The 17,773-nt window shown below is 61.9% G+C and carries 20 protein-coding genes; 10 read left to right on the top strand and 10 right to left on the bottom strand.

Going from position 1 to position 17,773, the window contains the following annotated elements:
• Positions 1-26 precede the first annotated feature (26 nt).
• The gene (gene gloB, locus LOM8899_RS00410) at positions 27-794 is read right to left on the bottom strand and encodes a hydroxyacylglutathione hydrolase (RefSeq protein ID WP_211096150.1); all 768 of its coding nucleotides are present in this window, start codon (positions 792-794) and stop codon (positions 27-29) included.
• Positions 795-869: 75 nt separating this feature from the next.
• Between gloB and LOM8899_RS00405 the strand changes: the two genes are divergently transcribed.
• From LOM8899_RS00405 to LOM8899_RS00380, 6 genes are all read left to right on the top strand, one after another.
• Positions 870-1,634, top strand: coding sequence for a class I SAM-dependent methyltransferase (locus LOM8899_RS00405; protein ID WP_093991332.1), 765 nt, complete (start codon positions 870-872; stop codon positions 1,632-1,634).
• A gap of 333 nt (positions 1,635-1,967) precedes the next feature.
• Positions 1,968-2,534 (top strand): F0F1 ATP synthase subunit delta, encoded by a 567-nt coding sequence (locus tag LOM8899_RS00400; protein WP_093990194.1) that lies wholly within the window; start codon positions 1,968-1,970, stop codon positions 2,532-2,534.
• Positions 2,534-4,072 (top strand): F0F1 ATP synthase subunit alpha, encoded by a 1,539-nt coding sequence (gene atpA / locus LOM8899_RS00395; RefSeq protein ID WP_093990193.1) that lies wholly within the window; start codon positions 2,534-2,536, stop codon positions 4,070-4,072. Before LOM8899_RS00400 ends, atpA begins: the two co-directional genes overlap by 1 nt.
• Positions 4,073-4,105: 33 nt before the next feature.
• A complete protein-coding gene (locus LOM8899_RS00390; protein WP_093990192.1) occupies positions 4,106-4,978 on the top strand; it encodes a F0F1 ATP synthase subunit gamma in 873 nt (290 codons plus the stop codon).
• 19 nt (positions 4,979-4,997) lie between these two features.
• Entirely contained in the window at positions 4,998-6,422 is a 1,425-nt protein-coding gene (gene atpD / locus LOM8899_RS00385) for a F0F1 ATP synthase subunit beta (RefSeq protein WP_093990191.1), read from the top strand.
• Between the two features lie 9 nt (positions 6,423-6,431).
• Positions 6,432-6,842 (top strand): F0F1 ATP synthase subunit epsilon, encoded by a 411-nt coding sequence (locus LOM8899_RS00380; RefSeq protein ID WP_093990190.1) that lies wholly within the window; start codon positions 6,432-6,434, stop codon positions 6,840-6,842.
• Positions 6,843-6,947: 105 nt separating this feature from the next.
• Here LOM8899_RS00380 and LOM8899_RS00375 read toward each other — a convergent pair whose 3' ends face one another.
• Both LOM8899_RS00375 and LOM8899_RS00370 read right to left on the bottom strand, forming a co-directional pair.
• On the bottom strand, positions 6,948-7,223 hold the full coding sequence (locus tag LOM8899_RS00375) for a hypothetical protein (protein WP_093990189.1): 276 nt from the start codon (positions 7,221-7,223) through the stop codon (positions 6,948-6,950).
• A 140-nt stretch (positions 7,224-7,363) separates the two neighbouring features.
• Positions 7,364-8,356, bottom strand: coding sequence for a PAS domain-containing protein (locus tag LOM8899_RS00370; protein ID WP_245820388.1), 993 nt, complete (start codon positions 8,354-8,356; stop codon positions 7,364-7,366).
• A 256-nt stretch (positions 8,357-8,612) separates the two neighbouring features.
• On the opposite strand from LOM8899_RS00370, the gene LOM8899_RS00365 reads away from it, so the two are divergent.
• Complete coding sequence (locus tag LOM8899_RS00365) at positions 8,613-8,963, top strand: H-type lectin domain-containing protein (protein ID WP_093991331.1); 351 nt, start codon at positions 8,613-8,615, stop codon at positions 8,961-8,963.
• A 153-nt stretch (positions 8,964-9,116) separates the two neighbouring features.
• On the opposite strand, the gene LOM8899_RS00360 is transcribed toward LOM8899_RS00365, so the two are convergent.
• Entirely contained in the window at positions 9,117-10,136 is a 1,020-nt protein-coding gene (locus LOM8899_RS00360; protein WP_093990187.1) for a ribose-phosphate pyrophosphokinase, read from the bottom strand.
• Positions 10,137-10,256: 120 nt separating this feature from the next.
• Between LOM8899_RS00360 and LOM8899_RS00355 the strand changes: the two genes are divergently transcribed.
• Both LOM8899_RS00355 and LOM8899_RS00350 read left to right on the top strand, forming a co-directional pair.
• The gene (locus LOM8899_RS00355) at positions 10,257-10,856 is read left to right on the top strand and encodes a 2-hydroxychromene-2-carboxylate isomerase (RefSeq protein WP_093990186.1); all 600 of its coding nucleotides are present in this window, start codon (positions 10,257-10,259) and stop codon (positions 10,854-10,856) included.
• Positions 10,853-11,635, top strand: a complete 783-nt coding sequence (locus tag LOM8899_RS00350; protein WP_168770437.1) for an alpha/beta fold hydrolase — start codon at positions 10,853-10,855, stop codon at positions 11,633-11,635. The genes LOM8899_RS00355 and LOM8899_RS00350 overlap by 4 nt, the downstream gene beginning before the upstream one ends.
• Here LOM8899_RS00350 and LOM8899_RS00345 read toward each other — a convergent pair.
• The 6 genes from LOM8899_RS00345 to LOM8899_RS00320 form a co-directional block, all read right to left on the bottom strand.
• Positions 11,632-12,681: a threonine aldolase family protein gene (locus LOM8899_RS00345; protein WP_093990184.1), complete on the bottom strand. Its 1,050-nt coding sequence runs from the start codon at positions 12,679-12,681 to the stop codon at positions 11,632-11,634. The genes LOM8899_RS00350 and LOM8899_RS00345 overlap by 4 nt on opposite strands.
• A 3-nt stretch (positions 12,682-12,684) precedes the next feature.
• A complete protein-coding gene (locus LOM8899_RS00340; RefSeq protein ID WP_093990183.1) occupies positions 12,685-13,140 on the bottom strand; it encodes a YcgN family cysteine cluster protein in 456 nt (151 codons plus the stop codon).
• On the bottom strand, positions 13,133-14,080 hold the full coding sequence (locus LOM8899_RS00335) for a bifunctional riboflavin kinase/FAD synthetase (RefSeq protein ID WP_093990182.1): 948 nt from the start codon (positions 14,078-14,080) through the stop codon (positions 13,133-13,135). The genes LOM8899_RS00340 and LOM8899_RS00335 overlap by 8 nt, the downstream gene beginning before the upstream one ends.
• Before the next feature lie 54 nt (positions 14,081-14,134).
• On the bottom strand, positions 14,135-14,590 hold the full coding sequence (locus LOM8899_RS00330; protein ID WP_093990181.1) for a MaoC family dehydratase: 456 nt from the start codon (positions 14,588-14,590) through the stop codon (positions 14,135-14,137).
• 89 nt (positions 14,591-14,679) lie between these two features.
• Positions 14,680-15,552 (bottom strand): TIGR01459 family HAD-type hydrolase, encoded by an 873-nt coding sequence (locus LOM8899_RS00325; RefSeq protein ID WP_093990180.1) that lies wholly within the window; start codon positions 15,550-15,552, stop codon positions 14,680-14,682.
• Between the two features lie 87 nt (positions 15,553-15,639).
• On the bottom strand, positions 15,640-16,557 hold the full coding sequence (locus LOM8899_RS00320) for a manganese-dependent inorganic pyrophosphatase (protein ID WP_093990179.1): 918 nt from the start codon (positions 16,555-16,557) through the stop codon (positions 15,640-15,642).
• 538 nt (positions 16,558-17,095) lie between these two features.
• Between LOM8899_RS00320 and LOM8899_RS00315 the strand changes: the two genes are divergently transcribed.
• Complete coding sequence (locus tag LOM8899_RS00315) at positions 17,096-17,773, top strand: DUF2161 domain-containing phosphodiesterase (protein WP_093990178.1); 678 nt, start codon at positions 17,096-17,098, stop codon at positions 17,771-17,773.

Raw genomic sequence — 17,773 nt, 5'->3', positions numbered from 1 at the left:
TTTTCAGCACTTGGCAGGGGGTTTCACTAAAAGTTGTCTTTCAAGCTGCGCACTTTGGCAAAGACGTCCACAGGGGCGGCCCCGCTCATGTCGAGAGCGGCAGCGAGGTCGGGGTCATCGGACCGCAGGAACGGGTTGGTCGCGATTTCGAGGCTGAGGGTTGAGGGAACCGTCGGCTGGCCCGCGGCGCGGGCATCACCGATCTCTTGTGCTCTTGAAATAAGTGCCGGATTGTCCGGTTCAAGGGAGAGGGCGAAGCGCATGTTCGCGGCGGTGTATTCGTGGCCCGAATAGACCATCGTTTCGGGCGGCAGGGCACGCAGCCGCTTGAGGCTGTCCCACATCTGGGCCGGGGTGCCTTCGAACAGACGGCCGCAGCCCATCGCCATCAGGCTGTCGCCGCTGAACAGCGCCTGTGCGCCAGGCATGTAATAGGCGATATGGCCGACGGTGTGGCCGGGAACGTCGATCACATGGACCTCCTCGCCACAGACGGCTTCGACGTCCGAAATATCGACGGCGATATCCAGCGGGGGCAGGCGATGCTGGTCGGCCCGGGCGCCGATCACCCGGCAGCCGTAGATCCGGTGAAATTCCTCGACGCCCTCGACATGATCGCCGTGGTGATGGGTGATCAGCAAATCCGACAGGTGCCAGCCGTGGCCGGAAAGGACCTCCATGACCGGCTCCACCTCCGGGGCGTCGATCAGCGCGGTCCTGCGGGTCACGTCGTCATGCAGGACGAAGGCGTAGTTGTCGGTGCGGCAGGGCACGGTGAGAATGCGCAGGGGCATGGCAATACCTCATGGACTGTTGCTATGGTCGTGATGGCTGCACAGACAGCTTTGCAAATCGAAGGGCCGCCCGCAATGCATCTCGACGTGCTCGACCTGCGCAACTTTTACTACCGAAGCCAGCTGGGGCGAGCCGCACAAAAGGTGATCCGCGACCAGCTCAAGGAAATGTGGCCGGACGCCAAGGGGATGACCGTGGCAGGCTTTGGCTTTGCCGTGCCGCTGCTGCGGCCCTACCTCGGCTCGGCGCGGCGGGTGATCGGGCTGATGCCGGCGCCGCAGGGGGTGATGCCTTGGCCTGCGGGGCAGCCCAACGTCAGCGTGCTCTGCGACGATACGCTCTGGCCGATCGCGACGGGGGCGCTGGACCGGCTGGTGGTGCTGCACGGGCTGGAGACGTCGGATTATCCGGGGGCGCTGCTCGACGAATGCTACCGGGTGCTCGGGCCGGGCGGTCGGGCGGTGTTCATCGTGCCGAACCGGTCGGGGATTTGGTCGCGGACCGACCGTACGCCCTTCGGCTATGGGCGTCCCTATTCGATGAGCCAGCTCGAAGCACAGCTCAGGGACCACGCCTTCGTCACCGAACGGGCGATCTCGACGCTCTACCAGCCGCCGTCTTCGCACAAGATGTGGCGGCGGGTCGGGGCGCTGATGGAGCGGGCAGGGCGGCACCTGCCGGCCTTTGCGGCGGGCGGGGTGCTGATGGTCGAGGCGACCAAGCAGGTGCCGGCGCCGCGCAAGCGGGGGCAGGCGGCGCGGGTGAGCCGTCCGCTGCGGGTGCTCGAAGGGCTCGGCGCGCCCGAACCCACGCCCGCGGGGCGGTCGCTGCAGGGCTAGGGCGGGGCGTCATGGGGGCTAGACTCAAGTCGGTGCAAAATCGCACTCTTGAACAGGTCTCGAAACGGTAGAGAGATTCGCCAAAGCATCCGGGAACGGTGGTGAAACGAGGCAAAGCGCCGCAGATCACGAGGCTCCGGAGCAAGTGGCATGCAAAGAACTGTGAAACGAGCGTTAATCTCTGGACCAGTTTGATGTCTATGCGGTTGCGACAGGGGAATTGCTCTGCTACATCGCCCCTGATTTTGACGCCGCCGTGAACGCGACGGCACTTCAAGCTGCCTTATCACCGCCTTCACTCGGGTGGGGAAACGGCCCTAAATTATCGGAAGGGTGGACGTGTCCGAACCAGCTTCGATTTCAAGCGGCATCGCCGACCGCTACGCCACAGCAGTCTTCGGGCTTGCCATGGACGACAAGGCGCTCCCCTCGCTCGAGGCGGATGTCGAGGCGCTCGACAGCGCGCTGAAAGATAGTGCAGACCTCCGGTCGCTTATCCATTCGCCGCTCTACAGCCGTGAAGAACAAGGCAATGCCATCAAGGCGATTTCCGCGAAAATGGGGCTTAGCGGCACCACGCAGAACGTGCTCTCGTTGATGGCATCCAAGCGGCGGCTCTTCGTGCTGCCGCAAATGGTGACCAGCCTGCGCGACAAGATCGCCAGCGAAAAGGGCGAAGTCACCGCCGAAGTCACCAGCGCCAAGGCGCTGACGAAGACCCAGTCCGAAAAACTGGCCGCCACGCTGTCCAAGCAGGCGGGCAAGGACGTTAAGATCATAGCGACCGTTGATGAAAGCCTCATCGGCGGTCTCGTCGTGAAAGTGGGCTCCAAAATGATCGACACATCGATCGCTTCCAAGCTCACAGCACTCCAGAACAGCATGAAAGAGGCCCGGTAATGGCGATCCAAGCTGCGGAAATTTCCGCGATCCTCAAGGACCAGATCAAGAATTTTGGCCAGGAGGCCGAGGTGGCCGAAGTCGGCCGGGTGCTGTCCGTCGGTGACGGTATTGCGCGGGTCTACGGACTCGACAACATCCAGGCCGGTGAGATGGTCGAATTCCCCGGCGGTATCCGGGGCATGGCACTGAACCTCGAAACCGACAACGTCGGCTGCGTTATCTTCGGGTCCGACCGGGACATCAAAGAAGGCGACACCGTCAAGCGGACCAATTCGATCGTGGACGTGCCGGCCGGCGAAGCCCTGCTGGGCCGCGTCGTGGACGGTCTGGGCAACCCGCTCGACGGCAAAGGCGAGATCCTGACGTCAGAGCGCCGCGTCGCAGACGTGAAAGCGCCGGGGATCATCCCGCGTAAATCCGTGCACGAGCCAATGGCGACCGGCCTCAAATCCGTTGACGCCATGATCCCGATCGGGCGTGGCCAGCGGGAATTGATCATCGGCGACCGTCAGACCGGCAAGACCGCCGTGGCACTCGACACGATCCTGAACCAGAAGTCGTATAACGACGCCGCCGGCGACGACGAGAGCAAGAAGCTCTACTGCATCTACGTGGCAGTCGGGCAAAAGCGGTCGACCGTGGCCCAGCTGGTGAAGCGTCTCGAAGAATCCGGCGCCATCGAATACACCATCGTCGTGGCGGCCACCGCCTCCGACCCTGCGCCGATGCAGTATCTGGCACCCTATTCGGCAACCGCGATGGCCGAATACTTCCGCGACAACGGCAAGCATGCGCTGATCATCTACGATGACCTCTCCAAGCAGGCCGTGTCCTACCGTCAGATGTCGCTGCTGCTGCGGCGTCCGCCCGGACGTGAAGCCTACCCCGGCGACGTGTTCTACCTGCACTCCCGGCTGTTGGAGCGTTCGGCCAAACTGAACGAAGACCACGGCTCGGGCTCGCTGACGGCGCTGCCGATCATCGAAACCCAGGGTGGTGACGTGTCGGCCTTTATTCCGACGAACGTGATCTCGATCACCGACGGTCAGATCTTCCTCGAGACGGAACTCTTCTTCCAGGGTATCCGGCCTGCCGTGAACACCGGTCTGTCGGTGTCTCGCGTGGGTTCGTCGGCTCAGACCAACTCGATGAAATCGGTTGCAGGCCCGGTGAAGCTGGAGCTCGCCCAGTATCGCGAAATGGCTGCCTTCGCGCAGTTCGGCTCCGATCTGGATGCGTCCACTCAGGCCCTGCTGAACCGCGGTGCGCGTCTGACCGAGCTGATGAAACAGCCGCAGTATTCGCCGCTGACCAACGCCGAGATCGTCTGCGTCATCTACGCAGGGACCAAAGGCTTCCTCGACAAGATCCCCGTCAGCAAGGTTGGCGCCTTCGAGGCCGGTCTGCTCAAGCACCTGCGCAATGCCCGCCGTGACGTGCTCGATATGATCACCAACGAGGATCCCAAAGTGAAAGGCGAAGCCGAGGAGAAAATCCGCGGCGCGATCGAAGAATTCGCCAAAGACTTCGCTTGAGTTTGGGCTTAACCACCGAAAGGACTTTGGCCCATGCCTAGCCTCAAGGACCTAAAAAATCGGATCGCGTCGGTCAAATCGACCCGCAAGATCACCAAAGCCATGCAGATGGTGGCCGCCGCGAAATTGCGCCGGGCACAGGATGCAGCAGAAGCGTCCCGGCCCTACACAGAGCGGTTTACCGCTGTGATGGCCGGGCTGGCTGCCGCGGCTGGCGGCTCCGACTCGGCACCGAAATTGCTGACCGGAACCGGCAGCGACAAGGTGCAGCTTCTGGTCGTCATGACCGCCGAGCGCGGATTGTGCGGTGGCTTCAACGCCAACATCGCCAAGCTGGCGAAGAACCACGCCGCCAAGCTGCTGGCCGAGGGCAAGACAGTGAAAATCCTCACTGTCGGCAAGAAGGGGCGCGATTCATTGCGCCGCGACTTCGGCGAGTATTTCGTCGGACACGTCGATCTGTCGGCGGTCAAACGGCTCGGCTATACCGACGCTCAGGGCATCGCCAAGGACATCCTGTCCCGGTTTGATGCCGGCGAATTCGACGTGGCGACGATCTTCTTCGCAACGTTCCAAAGCGTCATCGCGCAGACACCGACCGCACAGCAGATCATCCCGGCAAAGTTCGACGCCGTCGAGGGGGCCGAGGCCACCTTGTACGACTACGAACCAAGCGAAGAGGCGATCCTTGCAGACCTTCTGCCGCGTGGCGTGGCCACGGCCGTCTTTGCGGCCCTGCTCGAAAATGCGGCCTCTGAACAGGGCGCCCGGATGAGCGCCATGGACAACGCCACACGCAACGCTGGCGAAATGATCGACAAACTGACCATCGAGTTCAACCGCTCGCGTCAGGCTGTGATCACCAACGAACTGATCGAGATTATCTCGGGCGCGGAAGCGCTCTAACGGAACCGGAGACACAAGTATGGCAAACGCAAAAGGCAAGATCACGCAGGTCATCGGCGCCGTCGTAGACGTGCAATTCGGGGATCACCTGCCCGAAATCCTGAACGCAATGACCACCGATAACAACGGCAAGACGCTGACGCTCGAAGTCGCTCAGCACCTCGGCGAGGGCACCGTGCGCGCCATCGCCATGGACGCCACCGAGGGCCTCGTGCGCGGTCAGGAAGTGACCGACATGGACGGACCGATCACCGTGCCCGTCGGCGATGCGACGCTGGGTCGGATCATGAACGTCGTCGGCGACCCCGTCGACGAGAAGGGCCCGATCGGCGAGCAAGAGCGCCGTTCGATCCACGCTGACGCGCCTCCCTTCGAGGCACAGTCGACCGCCTCCGAAGTGCTGGTCACCGGCATCAAGGTCATCGACCTTCTGGCACCCTACGCCAAGGGTGGCAAAATCGGCCTCTTCGGCGGTGCCGGGGTGGGTAAGACTGTTCTCATTCAGGAACTGATCAACAACATCGCCAAAGTGCACTCCGGCTACTCGGTGTTCGCTGGTGTTGGTGAGCGGACCCGTGAGGGGAACGACCTCTACTACGAATTCATCGAATCCGGCGTCATCAACGCAGACGACCTGACCAAGTCCAAGGTGGCGCTGGTCTACGGTCAGATGAACGAGCCTCCGGGCGCACGTATGCGGGTCGCTCTGTCGGGTCTGACCATGGCCGAGGCGTTCCGCGACTCGTCGGGGACCGACGTTCTGTTCTTCGTGGACAACATCTTCCGCTTTACCCAGGCGGGCTCCGAGGTTTCGGCTCTGCTCGGCCGTATCCCTTCGGCCGTGGGCTACCAGCCGACGCTGGCCACCGACATGGGTCAGATGCAGGAACGCATCACCTCCACCAAGAACGGCTCGATCACCTCGGTGCAGGCCATCTACGTGCCGGCCGATGACCTTACCGACCCCGCACCGGCCACCTCGTTCGCACACCTCGACGCGACGACCGTTCTCAACCGGGCGATCTCGGAAAAGGGCATCTACCCCGCTGTGGACCCGCTCGACTCGACCTCGCGTCTGCTCGATCCGGGCATCGTGGGCGAAGAGCACTACAAGGTCGCCAGCGACGTCCAGCAGACGCTTCAGCGCTACAAGTCGCTGCAGGACATCATCGCCATCCTCGGCATGGACGAACTGTCGGAAGAAGACAAACTGACCGTTCAGCGCGCGCGCAAGATCGAGCGTTTCCTGTCGCAGCCCTTCGACGTGGCGAAAGTGTTCACCGGCTCTGACGGTGTGCAGGTTCCGCTCGAAGACACCATCGCCTCGTTCAAGGCGGTCGTGGCCGGTGAATACGATCACCTGCCCGAAGGTGCCTTCTACATGGTCGGCGGCATCGATGAAGTGAAGGCGAAAGCCGAAAAGATGGCTGCCGCTGCAGCGTAAGGAGCCGACATGGCAGATACGATGCAATTCGATCTCGTCTCTCCCGAACGGCGGCTTGCCTCCGTTCAGGCGACCGAGGTGCAAATCCCGGGTGCGGACGGCGACATGACGGCCATGGCCAACCATGCGCCGACGATCACCACCCTGCGGCCGGGCATTCTGCGGGTCGTGCATTCCGGCGGAACAGACGAATACCTCGTCTCCGGTGGCTTTGCCGAGATCACCGCAGGCAGCCTTTCGGTCCTGGCCGAAGAGGCGCTGCCACGCGCCGAGGTCACGCAGGAAGTCTACAGCGGTATGCTCACCGCGGCGCGCGAGAACCACGCGAAGGCCGAGGAGCATGACGCCGTCGATGCCGCAGCAAAGCTGCTGGCGGATATGGTGGCCGTGGGCACGCATATGGGGCTCAGCTCCCAATAAGGGCTTTGGCACCGCAAGAATCGAAAAGGCCTCATCCTCGGATGGGGCCTTTTTTCTGACCTCTGCGCGGTCTCGGCGGTGGGCCTCGGCTGGCCGATCACACCGTCAGGGGGCTTTATCCTTGTCGGATCCGGGTTCGTCATACTCGAAGAGCTTCGAGGTAACCGACCGGGATGCCAAGCCGATGAAAGCGCCGAGCAGGGCGCCGATCTTGACCAAGGACTGAAGCGGATAGCTCAGGACAACGGCTGCCAGAAGGCCAAGGATCGCACCAAGGGCAGCACCGGCCACCGTGGTGATGACGTCGCGCTTCAGGGTGCGCAACACGCCACGGCCCAGAAAGGCCATGCTGGATGCAAAGTCGTCATCGTCCTTCTTCATGTCGTCCTCTCGGTTGCGGGCGTCGATGGACGTCAAAGACGAGAAAAGTGGTCATTTTGGGACGATGGGCCCGCGCTGGGTGAAAGAGGCGAGGGGAGTGGCACCGATGCGCACGGCGCAGGGCTTCGGCCGCGCTGCCGTCACAGCGGGAAAACCGCCTCGACAATCAATCCGGTCTCTCGCCAGTTGAAATCGATCGAGCCATTCACCGCGGTGACGAGATCGAGAACGATCTTCGATCCGCTCTGGCGCATCGGCTTGACGACCGCGGGGCCGCCGCGCTCTGACCAGCACATCGACAATTGCGTGCCGCTGGCGTTCACCTCCCAGTTCAACTCGACAGAGCCGTCCATCTCGCCGAGAGAGCCATGCTTGACCGAGTTGGTCGCCAACTCATGCAGGCCGAGGGCCAGACACGACAGCAGCGGTCTGGGCAATACGACCTCGGGGCCGTCGAGACGGAATTGCCGCGGGCCCAGCGGGGCGTAGGCGGACAGGATCGTCTTGGACAGTTCCGCAAAGGTCAGGTTCTGGTCTTCGGGCTGGATGATCGTCGAGAAATGGGCATCGCTCAAGGCGCGCAGCCGCTCCGAGACGATCCGACCAAGCGTCTGGGCATCGTATTCCTCGCGCATCGTGTGCCTGATGACCACGGTCATCACGTTGACGATATTGCGCAGGCGGTGAAGGAGTTCCGCGTCGGCAAGCTCGCGGGCCTTCTGCTCTTGGATCCGCTTGGCGGTGATGTCGAGCTGCGAGCCGAAATAGTAGAGCAAGGCACCATCGTCGTCGTAGATCGGGCCGATCTGCAACGCATTCAAAAAGCTGCTGCCGTCTTTTCGATAGTTGAGGATCTCCACGGTTTCGACACGCCGTTCCACGATGGCGAGGCGTACGGCGGCGATGCTCTCTTCGGCGGTGTCTGGGCCTTGGAGAAACCGGCAGTTCTTACCGATCACATCGTCTTCCGTATATCCGACGAGGTCGAAGAACGACGAATTGGCATAGACAATGGGATTGTCAGGCAGCTTCGGATCGGTGATGCAAAGCGGAACGCGGGCGTGCTGAACCGCGTAGGCCATTGATCTGTCGCTCAAAAGCTCCAGACGGGCTCGACTATCCAATACCTTCAATCAACGCTCCGGGTCTCAAACCATAGATCGGCGTCCCTGGCCGGGATCAGCACCTTCAAAGAAAAAGTAGCATTAGATCAATGCACGGAACAAGGCAAACGCTCGGCCGCTCGGGCTCGGCAGTTTGACGCCGGGATCGGCCGCACTCTGGCGCTGGTTGCGAGGCCGGGGTTCAATCGCCTCTGGCGGGTGTCGCTCCCAATTGCTGCCAGATTCTAATGCGAATAGAGTGGCGGCAAATGTGACGGACATTCAGATGAGAAGAATTAGCAGGCACGCCATCGGTATTGAAAATGGCGACACGGTGTTGTTTTCGGATTTCGAACGAGACGGCGAAATGTGGACTGGCAGCGGCCAGCGCCAGACCCGTGTCTATGTCGAATTTTCAGAGTCGTTCCGCGAAACGCCCATGGTGCATGTCGGGTTCTCGATGTGGGATGTATCCAACAGCGCGAACGCCCGGATGGAGGTTCAGGCTCAGGACATCACGGAGAAGGGCTTCGCCATCCTGTTTCGGACCTGGGCCGATACACAGGTGGCGCGGGTCCGCGTCGGATGGATGGCGATCGGCGCGGTCACCGACGAGGACGACTGGGAACTGTATTGAAATTCCCTTCGGTTCCGTTGCGCGGTGGCCGGTGTGACAGAGCGGTGCGGTAACACCCCGATTGCCGCAAATGACACCGACGGGATACCGACGTCGGACCGACGGGTTACCGCAGCCGATTTTAGCCCGTTAACCCGATGAGTCGCAGGCCCGTCAGGCCGCGGAATACATGCCTTCGTAGATCGGGGTCAGCGTCTCATGATCGAACAGGGACGACACGCTCGTGCCGTTCCAGATGTTCAGAATCGCCTGCGCAAACATCGGTGCGGTGGGCACGATGCGGATGTTCGAGGTCGCCTTGACGGCGTCGGTCGCCTCGATGCTGTCGGTGATAACCAGCGATTTCATAACGGAATTCTGGATGCGACCCACGGCCGGGCCAGACAGAACGCCGTGCGTGATATAGCTGTGCACCTCGGTCGCGCCCGCTCCGATCAGGACCTCTGCGGCCTTGCACAAGGTGCCCGCCGTGTCGCAGATGTCGTCGACGATGATGCAGGTCTTGCCGGTCACGTCCCCGATCACCGTCATCTCCGCGATCTCACCGGGCTTCTCACGGCGCTTGTCCACGATCGCCAAAGGCGCCCCGATCCGCTGCGCCAGCTCCCGCGCCCGCGCCACCCCACCGACGTCGGGCGACACGATCATCAGGTTGTCCATCTGGGACCGGAAATTGTGCATGATATCAAGGGAGAAGATGGGAGAGGCATAGAGGTTGTCGACCGGGATGTCGAAGAACCCCTGGATCTGAGCGGCGTGCAAATCCATCGTCAGAATGCGCTCGATGCCGGCCTCGGCGATCATGTTCGCGACCAGCTTGGCGGTGATCGGCGTGCGGGCCTTGGTCCGGCGATCCTGCCGGGCATAGCCGAAATACGGGATGACGGCCGTGATGCGCGCCGCCGAAGACCGGCGCAAGGCGTCGGAGATGATCAGCAGTTCCATCAGGTTGTCGTTGGCCGGATTCGAGGTCGGCTGGATGATGAACATATCCTCGCCGCGCACATTCTCGAAAACCTCGACGAAGATCTCCTGATCGTTGAACCGTTCGACCCGCGCATCGACCAGCCCGACGCTCATTCCGCGATGCATCGACATCCGCCGCGCAACTGCTTTCGCCAAGGTCCTATTGGCATTACCAGAGATCAACTTGGGTTCAGTCAGATTGGGCATGGTGGGGTCCTTTGAGGAGCAGCAGCGCAGGGCAATGTGCGACGGAATCATGACGTTGACACCGCCTAGCACATGCCTACCCTAAGGCAAAGAATTCAGGCGCAGACAGAGGATGCCAAATTGCCCCATATCGATTATTTCTGTGCCACGTTGTCGCCTTACGTCTATTTGGCGGGCACGCGTCTTGAGGCCGTCGCCGCAAAATATGGCGCGACCGTGACCTATAAACCACTTGATGTTGTGGCTCTCTTCGGACGGACAGGCGGAACACCACCGGCCGAACGGCACCCCAGCCGGAATGAGTATCGCGCTCAGGAACTGCTTCGGCAGTCGAAAAAGGTAGGTCTTACATTCAATCTCAAACCGGCCTTCTGGCCGACGAACGGCGCGCCCGCGGCCTATGCCATCATCGCCGCTCAGTCGGCTGGTGGCGGCGACGTCGGCGCACTCGTCCACCGCATTTGTGCGTGTGTCTGGGCCGAGGAAAAGGACATCGCCGACGATGCTGTGATCCGGGAATGCCTCTCGGAGACTGGGTTCGATCCCGATCTGGCCGACAAGGGCCTGATGGCCGGGGCGGAGACATACGCCAACAACCTCGAAGAGGCCGTCACCCGCGGCGTCTTTGGCACGCCGTTCTACATCACGGACACCGATCAGCGGTTTTGGGGGCAGGACCGGATCGAGGATCTGGACGCGCATCTCGCCGGCAACTTGTGAGTGAAACGATCTCGGTCGCCGGGGTTTCGGTTGGCCTCGGCCGAACAGGCGACGGCGATGCGCCGGCGTTGGTGATCCATTGCTCGTTGGGGCGACATCAGGCGCTTGCGCGATTGGCGCGGCTGATCGGCAAGACCCACCGGGTGACCCTGTTCGACATGCCGGGTCACGGGCTGAGCGATCCGCTTGAAGATGGCGTGGATTTCCAAGACCTTACTACCAGAATCGCAACGGAGTTGATCGAACCCGACAGCCATGTGATCGGGCATAGCTTCGGTGGAACGGTCGCCTTGCGCTTGGCGGTCGAACGGCCCGATCTGGTCTCGCGGGTCACGCTGTGCGAGCCGGTCTGTTTTACGCCGATCTTGCTGACCAAAGCCTATGCCGACTATCTCGATCGCTTTGCGCCCTATGTCGGCGCGATGGCCCGTGGCGACCGTAGTCGTGCGGCCGAAGTGTTTCACACCCAGTGGGGCGAAGGGGCGTGGGACGTTCTTCCGTACTACGTCAAAGCCGATCTCACCGATCGAATCCACATGATTGCCAAAGGTTTGCCCGGGGCCGAGGGGGATCCCGGCGCGGTCTTTGCTCCCGGTCGGTTGGAGCAGCTGTCCTGCCCGGTGACCCTGATCCGAGGCGAGCGGAGCGAGCCGATCATGCGGGAGGTGCACGCGGCTATTCTGGCGCGGCTCCGACATGGCAGGGAGGTCGTGATCGAAGGCGCCGGGCACATGGTCCCCGTGACCCATCCGGGAACCGTGGCCGCAGCGATCGGTTAGCGGTCGAAAAGCGCCAGAAATTCATCCACGCCGTCCTCGGTCATCGACCAGTCGCAGACCAACCTGCCGGTCAGCATCTCCTCGGGATCGTCGCCGTCAAGCTCTCCCGACATGATGTAGTAGACGGCGCCCCCATCATGGAGCTTGCGGTGCAAGCCTCTGGTGGCGCTGAAGAAAATGATGTTGGCTTCAGGCTCAAAGAGGAACTCGATGCCCGAGGTGTTGCGCAGTCCGGCCACCAGCCGATCGGTGCGGGCATTGGCCATCCGAGCCATATCCAGCCATAGATCATCGGCCAGATAGGCCCGCATTTGGGCCGACAGATAGCGGTGCTTTGACAACAGATGCGCCCCGCGCTTGCGACGCAGTTCGAATTCCCATGCCGTTTCGGGATCAAACAGCACGACGGCTTCGACCCCGAGCAATCCGTTCTTGGTGCCACCGAAGCTGACGGCATCGATGCCGGCCTTCCACGTCATCTCGGCAGGCGTGCAGCCCAAACGGACCAGGGCATTTGCAAATCGGGCGCCGTCCAGATGGGTCTTGAGGCCGAAGTCCTTTGCAACGGCGGTCACAGCGGTCAGTTCCTCCAGAGAATAGATCGTGCCTTTCTCTGTCGCTTGCGTGATCGAAACGGGGCCGCGCTGCGGGCCGTGGACGCCGCGGTTTTCTTCACCGAGAATTGCCGAGCGAAGGGCGTCCGGCGTCAGTTTCGCGGATGGGGACGGAACAAGGGTCAGCTTTGAGCCGCCCGAAAAGAACTCCGGCGCATTGCATTCGTCCTCGTGGATATGGGCCACGTCGCTGCAGAAGACAGTCTGCCAAGGTTTTGACATCGTCGCCAAAATCAAGGAGTTGGCCGCCGTCCCGGTGGTCACGAGAAACGCTTCGGCCCGCGGCGCCTCGAACACGGTGCGGATGCCGTCACGGACCTCGTCCATGATCGCGTCGGCGCCGTAGCCGGAAGCATAGCCGGTATTGGCAATGGTGAGGGCTTCGAGCACTTTGGGATGGGCAGGGCCAGCATTGTCCGAGGCGAAAAACATGGGCTAGAGTGGCTCCTCGATGATATGGTCTTCCCAGTCGTCGTCGTCGACGCTGAGTTCGGATACGGTCAGTCCCTTCACCGATACGCCCGCCCGATGCACGCTCGTCGGGTCACCTGTGATCAGCGGGTGCCAGTCGGGAAGCTTTCGCCCCAGATGGATCAAACGGTAGGCGCAGGTCTGTGGCAGCCAGTAGAGGTTCTTCTCGATGGTTTTCGGCGAAAGGACGATGCATTCGGGCACATAGTCATGACGGGTCTGATAATGACTGCACAGACAGGTGCTGTCGTCGAGCAATCGGCAGGCGACGCGGGTCAGCTCGACCTCGCCCGTGTCTTCGTCCTCGAGCTTGTTGAGGCAGCACTTGCCGCATCCATCGCAAAGCGCCTCCCATTCGGAGCGCGTCATTGCATTCATCTGGACCGTTTCCCAGAACCGGTGCCGCATGTCGTCAGCCATGGGGCAGGGCGGCCAGAATGTCGCGTGCCTGGGCGCAATCGGCATCCATCTGCACGATCAATGCATCGATGCCTTCGAACTTGAGCTCTGGTCTCAGGAAATCGACAAGGGCGACGGACATCGACGCCCCATAGAGATCGCCTTTGAAATCAAACAGAAACGTCTCGCAGTTGGCAGTATTCTCGCCGAAGGTCGGTCGGACACCGATCGATGCGGCGCCTCCGTAGTGACCGGCATGGGGACCATCCAAAACGTCGACGGTGACGGCGTAGACCCCGAACTTGGGTGGGTGCAGGCCACTGATCGACATATTGGCGGTGGGAAACCCGAGGTCGCGCCCCCGTTGGTCGCCCCTGATGACGGTTCCGTCGATGCGGTGCCAATGGCCCAGCATCGCCGCTGCATCTCGTGGACGGCCGTCTTCCAAGGCCTGCCGAATGGCGGTGCTCGACACTTCGCCAGCCCCAAGATCGAGCATCGGCACAACGGTCACGCCAAAGCCCAGCTTCTCGCCCAGTGCGATCAGATCATCCGCCGTGCCCAGCCGCCCTTTGCCGAAACAGAAATCCGCGCCGACGACGACGTGGCGCAAGCCAAGGCGCTCTGCAATGATCTGGCTTGCAAATTCCTGCGCAGAAAGCGCTGAAAGCGCTGCATTGAACGGCATCTCATACAGTTTTTCAACTTGGAGCTTTTCAAGCCGGTGCGCCCGCGCCTCGGCGTTCATCAGGCGAAAGGCGGGCGATTGGGGCGCAAAGAACTGGCGCGGATGTGGTTCGAATGTCATGACGCCGAACGGCGCATCAAGGGACTTCGCCGTGGAGCGGGCAACGTCCAGAACGACCTGATGGCCCAGATGAACCCCGTCGAAATTGCCGATGGCTGCGACCGCGCCGCGGTCGGAGGGATCTATGAACAGAGAGTCTCGGATGATGCGCATATCGGTGCGTAGCGTGGCCGGTTCCGCTGCGCAAGCGCTCTGCGCGGATCGGGTCTAGTCGAATTTGCGCGACGGGGCCAAAACAGTCGCCTCGCCGGTCAAAACCTTCTTGCCGTCGACAAGGCATCGGGTCTGCATGATGACGCGACGTTTCGAGTGGTCGATCTCGGTGACCTCGACTTCGGCGGTCACCACGTCGCCGGGTCTGACAGGGGCCAGAAACTTGAGGCTTTGCCCCAGATAGACGGTGCCGTGTCCGGGCAGCTGCTCGCCGATCACCGCAGAGACGAGGCCCGCAGTCAGCATTCCATGCGCGATCCGTCCGCCGAAAATCGTGTCCTGAGCGTAGCTTTCGTCCAGATGGACAGGATTGCGGTCTGTTGTCACTTCGGCAAACAGTTCGATATCGTGATGGGTGATCTCTTTGGTCAGGGACCGGAGCATACCGATTTCGATATCTTCGATGCAGATGGTCCCTCTCGGCAGGTTGTGGGTGTGATCATCCAGCATTTTTGACTCCGGTGGGTAACAAATGATCGATCCGTGGATCGGTTTTGAAACTTAATTACCCTGCCGTCGCGCGAAGTCAAGGATTTTGGCTAGCGCAGATAGCCTATGGCGAAAGTCGGCGTGAGCATTTCTGCCTCTAGATAGGTCTGCAATGCGGCGGGATCGGGTTGCGTCGTCGTCTTGGTTTCCACAGCCGCGAGGCCCCCCGTGATAAAGAGGCAATCCATGTCTTCGCCACTCGCGCCAAGCACATCTGTCCGGATACCGTCGCCGATCGCTATGATCCGGGCGTTGTTGGGCGACACGCCCAGTGCATCGAGGCGCCGGCGCGCGAGGTCGTAGATCGGCGGGTGTGGCTTGCCGAAATAGAGGCTTTCGCCACCCATTTCCGTATAGAGCGCGGCCAGGGCACCGGCGCAGTATTCCCGGCTTTCGCCACGATCCACGACGATGTCGGGATTGGCGCAGAGCAACTTCAGCCCCTTCTGCTTGGCATAGAGGAATTGCGGTCGGTAGACGCTTGGATCCGCATGGGGATCGTCGGGGCCACAGCAGACGATGCCTTCGGCCTCTTCCAGCGGCACTTGGGTGATTTCAATTGGATTATCAACGAGTTGGAGCGGTTCGAAAAAGGCTTGATCGTGGTCTTCGCCAATGAACCAGACCTTCTTGCCGACCACGCCGCGAAACATCGCGGCGCGTGCGGAATCGCCGGAGGTGGCGATCACGTCCCATGCGTCGTCGGGGATGCCGAGCCCCTTGATCTGGGCGGCAACGGGGCCGCGCGGGCGCGGGGCGTTGGTCAAAAGCACGACTTTTCCGCCACTTGCGCGAAAGGCCTGCATCGCCGCGACGGCCGCGGGAAAGGCTGTCACGCCGTTGTGCATACAGCCCCAGAGGTCGACGAAAGCGGCATCGTAATTGGCCGAGATGTCGGAAAATTGGGTGATGATCTCGGTCATGTTCGGCCCTTGAAATGGTTTGGATAATACGTCGGTCTGCCGTCGGTATTGCGGCGGTGTCGTTTTACCGACGCCGCCGCAAGGAACTCAGGCTTTGAGGTTCGGGATGATCTGCTTCTTGCGGCTCATGATGCCGGGCAGCACGACCGTGTCGCCGGAAACGGTGCAGTCAAAGGATGCCTCTGCAATCGCTTTCACCCGGTCGTTGGGGACGAGCAGGGTGGCTTCTTCGTTCAGGATATCGACGACGAAGAGCATGACTTCGTCAGCGCCGTCTTCCTTTGCCACGCCGGGCATGGCGGCCATCAGCGCATCCTTGCGCGACAGAACCGCGGCAGGCGAGGTGGTTTCCAGAACCGAGACGCGCAGTCCGGTGCCGTCGACCGTGAACTCCTTGCTGTCCATGCGGATCAGCTCGGCTTCGGAGAAGGACGACACGTCGGACTTGGCGGCGAACATTTCGGCGGAGTAGTCCGCGATCGACACCCCGAGATCGGCGGCGAGAGCTTCTGCGACGGCACGGTCGTGATCGGTGGTGGTGGGCGAACGGAATTCCAGCGTGTCGGACAGGATGCACGACAGCATCAGGCCCCTGATGCCTTCGGGGGCTTTGGCAAGGTCATCGCCCATCAGATCGTGCATGATCGTCGCGGTGCAGGCGAGAGGGCGTATCGTGATGTCGATCGGGCCTTTGGTCTCGAGGCCGCCGACCAGCTTGTGGTGGTCGATGATCGCGGTGACGTTGGCGCCATTGATGTTGGCGGGCAGTTCGGCCGGGTTGTTGGTGTCGACGATCACGCAGTCCTGACCGTCTTCGACGTCGCTGATCACGGCGGGCAGATCAAAGCCCCAGCGTTCGGCCACAAAGAGCGCCTCGGTGTTGGGCGTGCCCAAGAGCCGGGCCTCGGCCGGCGTGCCGGTGTGGGACATATACCAAGCCCAGATCAATGGGGAGCCGGTGGAATCGGTGTCGGGGGCCTTGTGGCCGAAAACAAGCGTCGTCATGGTTGAATAACCTGTGGTTTAGGGTGGATCGCGGGCCTTATAGGGGCGCGTTTGAGCTGTGTCACCCCTCGCATGTTGATCGGTGGCCGCAATCTCGGCTATGATCGGCTCATTCAAAACAGGAGTGCACTGGCAATGGACACACAGGTCTGACACCCGCCGAGCCCGCAATCGCGCGATAGTGCCGCGATCCCCCTTGTTTTGAGGAGTATCCTGACAATGGACAAGATGAGCTGACGCCCGTTTCGGGCGATCCAGACGCGGCCTGTGCCGCGACTCAATCCCATTCAGATACATGAGGCAAATCATGCCGAAATCAACCAAGACACCCCGCAAGCCGGGGCTGGGCAGTGCTGTGCCCAGATCACCCTTTGCGCCACAGTCGCGCATTCCCAAAGACCTCTTGCGCGGCCCCGAGGTGCGGGGCGTCAAGCCGATGCCTCTGCCCGGCAAATCGCGAGGACGCTGAGCCACCCGACCCCGCCCGCCGTTCGGGCGGGGTCTTGCGCCCGCCAAAGGATCACGCGACGGTGCGCCCATGGCCAAGACGCCCGATAAACCCGCCCGCGAGGCCGACCTCTACCCTGCCGTCAAGGCGTGGCTGACCCGTCAGGGATATGAGGTGCGGGCCGAGGTGGGCGCCGCCGATGTGGTCGCCCAAAAGGACGGCGCTCCGATGGTGATCGTCGAGCTGAAGCTGGCGTTTTCGCTTGCGCTTTATCATCAGGGGATCAGCCGGCTGGCCGTCACAGATCAGGTCTATCTGGCCGTGCCAGAGCCAAAGAAGAAGGCCCGCCGCGACAACGTGTCGATGGCCCGCCGCCTTGGCCTTGGCGTGCTGAGCGTTCGGTTGCGCGATGGCCATGTCGACGTGCTCTGCGCGCCCGGCCCCTATGCGCCGCGCAAGTCGCCCAAGAAAAAGGCCCGTATGGAGAAGGCCTTCACCCGTCTGCGGGGCGATCCCAACGACGGCGGCACCACCCGGCACGGCATCGTCACGGGCTATCGCGCCGATGCGATCCGCTGCGCCCGGTTTCTGGCGGTGCATGGTCCGGCCAAGGGGGCGGAGGTCGCCAAGTGGACCGAAGTGCCGGTCGCCACAAGGATCATGGGCGACAACGTCTATGGCTGGTTTGTGCGCGTCAGTCGCGGTGTCTATGGTCTGACGGAAGCAGGCCAGCGCGGACTGGCCGATTATGGCGAGGCAGAGCTTTGA

The organism is Flavimaricola marinus (genome assembly GCF_900184895.1).
GTDB classification, from domain to species: Bacteria; Pseudomonadota; Alphaproteobacteria; order Rhodobacterales; family Rhodobacteraceae; genus Flavimaricola; species Flavimaricola marinus.
This window is presented reverse-complemented; position numbering and strand designations above follow the sequence as displayed.